This window comes from Methylobacterium sp. WL116 (assembly GCF_008039455.1).
In the GTDB taxonomy this organism is placed as follows: domain Bacteria; phylum Pseudomonadota; class Alphaproteobacteria; order Rhizobiales; family Beijerinckiaceae; genus Methylobacterium.
This window is the reverse complement of record NZ_VRUV01000312.1, coordinates 1-5,498: the sequence shown is the minus strand read 5'-3', so window position 1 is coordinate 5,498 and position 5,498 is coordinate 1. Positions and strand designations below refer to the sequence as shown.

The 5,498-nt window shown below is 61.7% G+C and carries 4 protein-coding genes and 1 pseudogene; 2 read left to right on the top strand and 3 right to left on the bottom strand.

What is annotated here, in order from left to right; all coding sequences use genetic code 11:
• Window positions 1–741: 741 nt before the first annotated feature.
• Window positions 742–879: a hypothetical protein gene (locus tag FV223_RS31295; RefSeq protein ID WP_210247517.1), complete on the bottom strand. Its 138-nt coding sequence runs from the start codon at window positions 877–879 to the stop codon at window positions 742–744.
• 418 nt (window positions 880–1,297) lie between these two features.
• Between FV223_RS31295 and FV223_RS18980 the strand changes: the two genes are divergently transcribed.
• The gene (locus FV223_RS18980) at window positions 1,298–1,570 is read left to right on the top strand and encodes a hypothetical protein (RefSeq protein WP_147728464.1); all 273 of its coding nucleotides are present in this window, start codon (window positions 1,298–1,300) and stop codon (window positions 1,568–1,570) included.
• Window positions 1,571–1,597: 27 nt separating this feature from the next.
• Here FV223_RS18980 and FV223_RS31290 read toward each other — a convergent pair whose 3' ends face one another.
• Window positions 1,598–2,032 (bottom strand): hypothetical protein, encoded by a 435-nt coding sequence (locus FV223_RS31290; protein WP_210247516.1) that lies wholly within the window; start codon window positions 2,030–2,032, stop codon window positions 1,598–1,600.
• Between the two features lie 292 nt (window positions 2,033–2,324).
• Between FV223_RS31290 and FV223_RS18970 the strand changes: the two are divergent.
• A pseudogene (locus FV223_RS18970) lies at window positions 2,325–2,894 on the top strand (IS6 family transposase); the annotation flags it as partial.
• Between the two features lie 450 nt (window positions 2,895–3,344).
• Here the strand turns inward: FV223_RS18970 and FV223_RS18965 are convergent.
• On the bottom strand, window positions 3,345–5,498 hold a 2,154-nt coding region (locus FV223_RS18965; protein WP_147728463.1), incomplete at its 5' end, for an EAL domain-containing protein.

Here is a 5,498-nt window from a genome sequence, read left to right as displayed (position 1 = left end):
GCTAGAGGCAGGCCCGTCCCCCGATCTGATCACGGGGCGACGGGTGCGTCGTCCATCTCACCAGCGAACCGGTCCGAAGCCCGGCTTATCGGCAGGGTGCCTGTGCTGAGTTAACCGGAGATCAATGGCGCGACGCTCACCGGTTCCAGGATGATGCGGCGCTTAGATCCTAGTGATTGTCGGGAGGCCGAACATGGTGCCATGCGTATCGCAGAGCCGGTTTTAATCGGTTTTCTCTGCGAATTTTAGATCGCTGGATTACTATTTCCCGGTCACAATTGAAACTTTTCCGTTCCTGATTTCGTCTCACCGCATAGTCGGCAGCGAAAAATAATAATCAGGAGGAAAATATGCTCGTTAGATTTCTAGCTTTTGGCATGATGATTGTGGCTTCAGCGCCTACAATAGCGCAGGAGGCTCAGAAGCCGTCCGTGACGGAACAGCAGAGAAAATCCGTCGGTGACGAGAAGGCGGCAGGGATCCGAGCATTGATTGAGAGGGCAAGGATCAGGCAGCAAGGGATTGATCGGCAGAACGAGAATTTGTGGAGCCGCTGGACGTATGCGGTCTGTATTGGGTGTGGGCCGGCATCGGGGAAAATCCGCTCAGTGCGAACGAACCCCCTGCGGGTCCTGATGGGCATTCCGGCCGCTGAGGATGACGCTCGTGCCTCTCGCGGGAGGCGGAACGTATAAGGTGGAGGTGGCCCGCGCGGCGTGCGCTTCCTGACCGACAACGCTTTTATGGAAAGTCGGACGCTTCGGCCTCGATCGCCATAAAGTCGTTCCAGACGTTCGGGCGGGCCACGAAGCCGGGCGGCAGCATGGCATCGATCTCTTCGCCAGTCAGGGCCTCGCGGGCCATCAGAGCCTCGGCCACGCGTTCAAGGTCGGCGCGGTGTCTGCGGACCAGAGCGCGAGCTGCGCGGCCCCGGCGCAGTCTGACTTGAAGCGCCTTTTCGTTGGCGCGCTCATTGCCTGAACCAGCCGCTATGCCGCGCAGCTACTATGTTCACGCCTCACGCCATACGGCTCGGAAAGTCGTGCGCTGCTCGGCGGCTTGGATCGCGGTGGAACAGCGAGATCGGCTCCTGCGGCAAGGCTGGAAGGTGATCGTCCGCGATGCGCTTGGCGACAAAGTGGGCAACGACGATCTAGTCGCCTCGATGCTCTCTGAGTGACGCAGCTCCGAAGGACCCTAACTGTGTCCTAGGCCGGAGCGCCTTCCTAGTAAGCTTGAAACTAAGCCGGCCTCTTCGCCGTAGAGACCAGAAATGGCATCTGCGGAGAACCGATCTTTGCCCAAGCCGCATTACATCGTCCGACGCAGCCGGTCCGGCCGGTTCAACTTTGCGCTGATCACCGAAGCCGGGCGCTTCACGGGGTACGTTACGACCTCGGTTGAGAGCGGGTCAAACGACGAGATGAAACGGCAGGCTCAAGATAAAATCCGTGCGCTCGCCGAGAGCTTCGCTGAGGTTACCAGCCTTGCGTTCAAGGCAGAGGATGGGGCGGCGAACGAGACGGAAGCGGGCGAGCCAGCGAGCCCCCTTGGTGCATTTGCTCCATAAGGCCGCCGCGCGATATTAAGTAGCAAGTTAACCTAGGACAGCGAGTGCCTTGCCCGTCCGCCCGAGCCCTCTTAAGTTCCATTCCGGCTTCACGAAGCGGATCAGCCCTTCCTCAAGACCGACAACGGGATCGATCGGAAGCCCGCGGTAATTGATCGCCTCCGGCACGATGGTGAAAACGTCGACTGTTCGGCCGGCTCGCAACTCCGCCTCGATCGCCTGTCGGACCCTCATTGAGGTGCGCTTGTTATCTGCCAGAACGTAGCGCCGAAGGCGTAACCTTATCCCGATCTGGGCTGACCCGACGTAGAATATTACCCCTTCCACGAGGTAGGCGTACACGCCCGCCTCTTTCGGCGCATCGCCGTAGAAGACAGCGCGCGAACTATCAGGCTTGAGCCGCCAATCTCCGGTTCGGACGAAGCCGCCGGCAATCAGCCAAGCCGCGTGGTTTTCAATCATCAACCCGCCGAGAATGGGCTAAAGGAAGCCCTTCGTTTCCTGATCTTGGCGATGGCACACATGATGGACAAGGCGCGTATTGTCCGCCGTGTACCCGTCCACCGGGTCGGCTCGGTCTAGCTCCGACCCCTTCAACTCCACCAGATCACCGCAGATCGCGCAGAGCCCGCCTTGTGCCTTGTGCTTCGCCGCCTTGAGTTTCGTCCGCTCAGGGGGCTGTCGCAAACGCGTTTCGTTTACCCCGCGTTGACCATCCGGCCCGCATGGCGCCTCCGTTTTTGGGAGGCTGCCTATAATCGTGTCTGCCATCGCCGCGAAGCTCAAGCAGCGCGCCAAGGGTGACTTCAAGGGACGGCACTACGAGGCGGCGCTCATCGTGCAGGCCATCTCCTGGTACCTGCGCTATCCGCTGAGCTACCGCGACATCGAGGAGCTGTTCCTGGAGCGCGGTCTGGAGGTGGACCACTCCACCCTTAACCGCTGGGTTCTGGCCTACGCGCCATTGATCGAGAAGCGGTTGCGGCAGTTCCACAGACCGCACTGTGGATCGGTGCGCATCGACGAGACTTACATCAAGGTTCGCGGTCAGTGGCGCTACCTCTACCGGGCCGTCGACAAGCACCGCAATCCCGTCGACTTCCTACTGACCGCCCGGCGCGATGTGGACGCGGCCAAGCGGTTCTTCCGCAAAATGCTGGCGGATCATCCGCTTCTCGCGCCCGACCGGATCGGCACGGATGGCGCAGGAACCTACCCGCCGGCCATCGTCGCGAGCCGCAAGGCGGGCCTACTCCCCTACACGCCGATCCACTACGTGACCAAGCACCTGCAGCAAGGCATCGAGAGCGACCACTTCCGGGTCAGGAACGGCGGCATGGCGTCGGGTATGGAGATCATGAACAAGCCGTTTGCCCTCGACGCGCTCGCAGCAAAAGTTCAGACCATGGTCAGTCATATCGGCCGTCATTAGCGTAACACGTGAAGCAAATCCGACGTCAGTTCATTGCCATTTCCGTAGGTTCGAATTACAAAAGAAGCTAAGACTGATAGTCTTGTGTTTCTTAAAATATAATTTTTTAGAACCAGATGCGCAGCTCAAAATAAATTGCCATGCGCCAAAATGAATTTCCAGGCCCGTATCCATTTCATAGGCCATCATACCGCAAATATGTTTAAAAATGTGATATCTATATAATAAAAAAAGTTATAATACTACGATATACGCCGCAATATGCACTTAGAAAGAGGTTAATCCACCATAAAATTAAATTGAATGTTTGCTACGCAGAAAACTGTTCGCTAGTTTTTGAGATCAGGCAGCGCTTACGCTAGCGTCACTTGGATAGCTCCCGGTCTGTGTGACGTCTACGCCTTGGTCGTCTAGGCCATAGCGTACCGCGAACGCGTCCGCTGCCATCGGTCTTCCAAATAGATAGCCTTGCGCCTCCTGACACCCCTTGGCCAGCAAGCGACGGCGCTGCTCATCAGTCTCAATCCCTTCGGCAATCACCTCCAGACCGAAACTGTGGCTCAACTCGATCACCGCACGTACGACCGCTGCATCTTGCTGGTCCTCGCACAGCCCGCTGACAAAGCTGCGATCGATCTTGAGGCGTGTCAGAGGAAACCGCTTGAGCAGGCTGAGCGAGGCGTAACCGGTGCCGTAATCATCGAAGGCGATCCCGACGCCCATCGCGCGCAGGGCCAGCAGCGCCGCGACCACACCCGGATCGTGTCGCAGGATGATCGTCTCGGTGATCTCCAACTCCAAGGCGCCTGCCGCCAACCCGGTTTCCGCGAGCACCGAGCCGACGCGCTCGACGAGATCTCCGCGGCGGAACTGCGCCGCGCAGAGGTTAACCCCGATCTGGAACGACGGCAGGCCGCCGTCGCGCCACGCCCGCGCCTGAGCGCAAGCGGTGCGCAGCACCCAGTCGCCGACCCGAGCCGCGTCCGGCCCTTCGTCGAGCACAGCCAGGAACGCGGCCGGCGCGAGCAAGCCCAGCTCGGGGTGCTGCCAACGGATCAGGGCTTCGGCCCCCGTAAGGGCGCCGTCGGACAGGCGTACCTGCGGCTGGTAGTGCAGCACGAACTCACCACGCTCGACCGCCCGGTGCAATCCTTCTCGGCAGGCCCGATCGCGTTGCGCGGCCTCGCGCATTTCAGGCGTGAACAGGCGACAGCGCCCGCGCCCGTCAGCCTTGGCGCGGTACAGGGCGGCGTCGGCGCAGATCAACAGATCTTCCTCAAGCGCACCATGCGCCGGGCTCAGGACGACGCCTGCGCTGGCGCCGAGGCGCAAGATCGAGCCCTCGACGTGGTATGGCTGCGAGAGCGCCGCGATCGCCGCCTCTGCGGTGCTGACGGCTACAAACGGATCGCCCACGCCCGGCAGCACGACAGCGAATTCGTCTCCACCGAACCGGGCTGTGACACCGTCGGGGCCGACGCTGGCGCGCAGACGCCGGGCGGCGGTCTGCAGCACGGAATCCCCGACGCCATGGCCGTGTGCGTCGTTGACCTCTTTGAACCCATCGAGGTCGATCATCAGAACAGCCGCCGATCGCCCACCCGAGATTGCCGCCTCGATCCGTCCGCGGAGGACTGTGCGGTTGGGTAGCTCGGTCAGGGGGTCCAGGTGCGCGAGGCGGAACAGGCGGTCCTCGACGGCACGGCGCTGACGCACGTCGCGGACGATGGCACCGAAGGCGGCGTGTCCCTCCTCGCGCCAGCTCGACAGTGACAACTCGATCGGGAACTCATCCCCGTTCCGGTGGCAGGCGATCAGTTCGACCGTTCGACCGATCAGACCACCGGCGGCGGCGCTCGCGATCCGACGCAGGTCGCCCTCATTACCTCCGCGCATCCGCTCGGGTATGATCAGGGCGACGGGCCGGCCCAGCGCCTCAGGTACCGTATGTCCAAACAGGCGCTCGGCCGCCGCGCTCCAGACGGTGATCTGACCGCAGCTATCCGCACAGATGATCGCATCGGGCGAGGTTGCGGCCACGTGCTCGAACCGAGCCTGCAGGGTACGCCGGGCGACCTCGACGCGGCGCAGCTCCAGCCGATCGAGCGCAAGACGGGCGAGATCGGCCAGGGTGCGCCGGTCGGCCTCGGTGAAGACGGTGCGTGGCTCGGGGCCGGCGAGGCAGAGCGTGCCGATAGCATGGCCGTCAGCGGTTCGCAGAGGTGCTCCCGCATAGAAACGGATGAAGGGCTCGCCGGTGACGAGCGGATTGTCGTGGAAGCGCGGATCACGCGAAGCATCCAGCACCACAAGCAGATCGTCCTGCGCGATAGTCCGGTCACAGAAGGCGATGTCCCGGGCAGTCTCGCACAAATCGATACCGACCTTGGCATGGAACACCTGGCGGTCGCGATCGACGAGCGAAACGAAGGCGGCAGGCGTACCGAAGAGCCGCGCAGCAAGTTCGGCAATGTGGGCGAGGGCGGGATCGGGGGG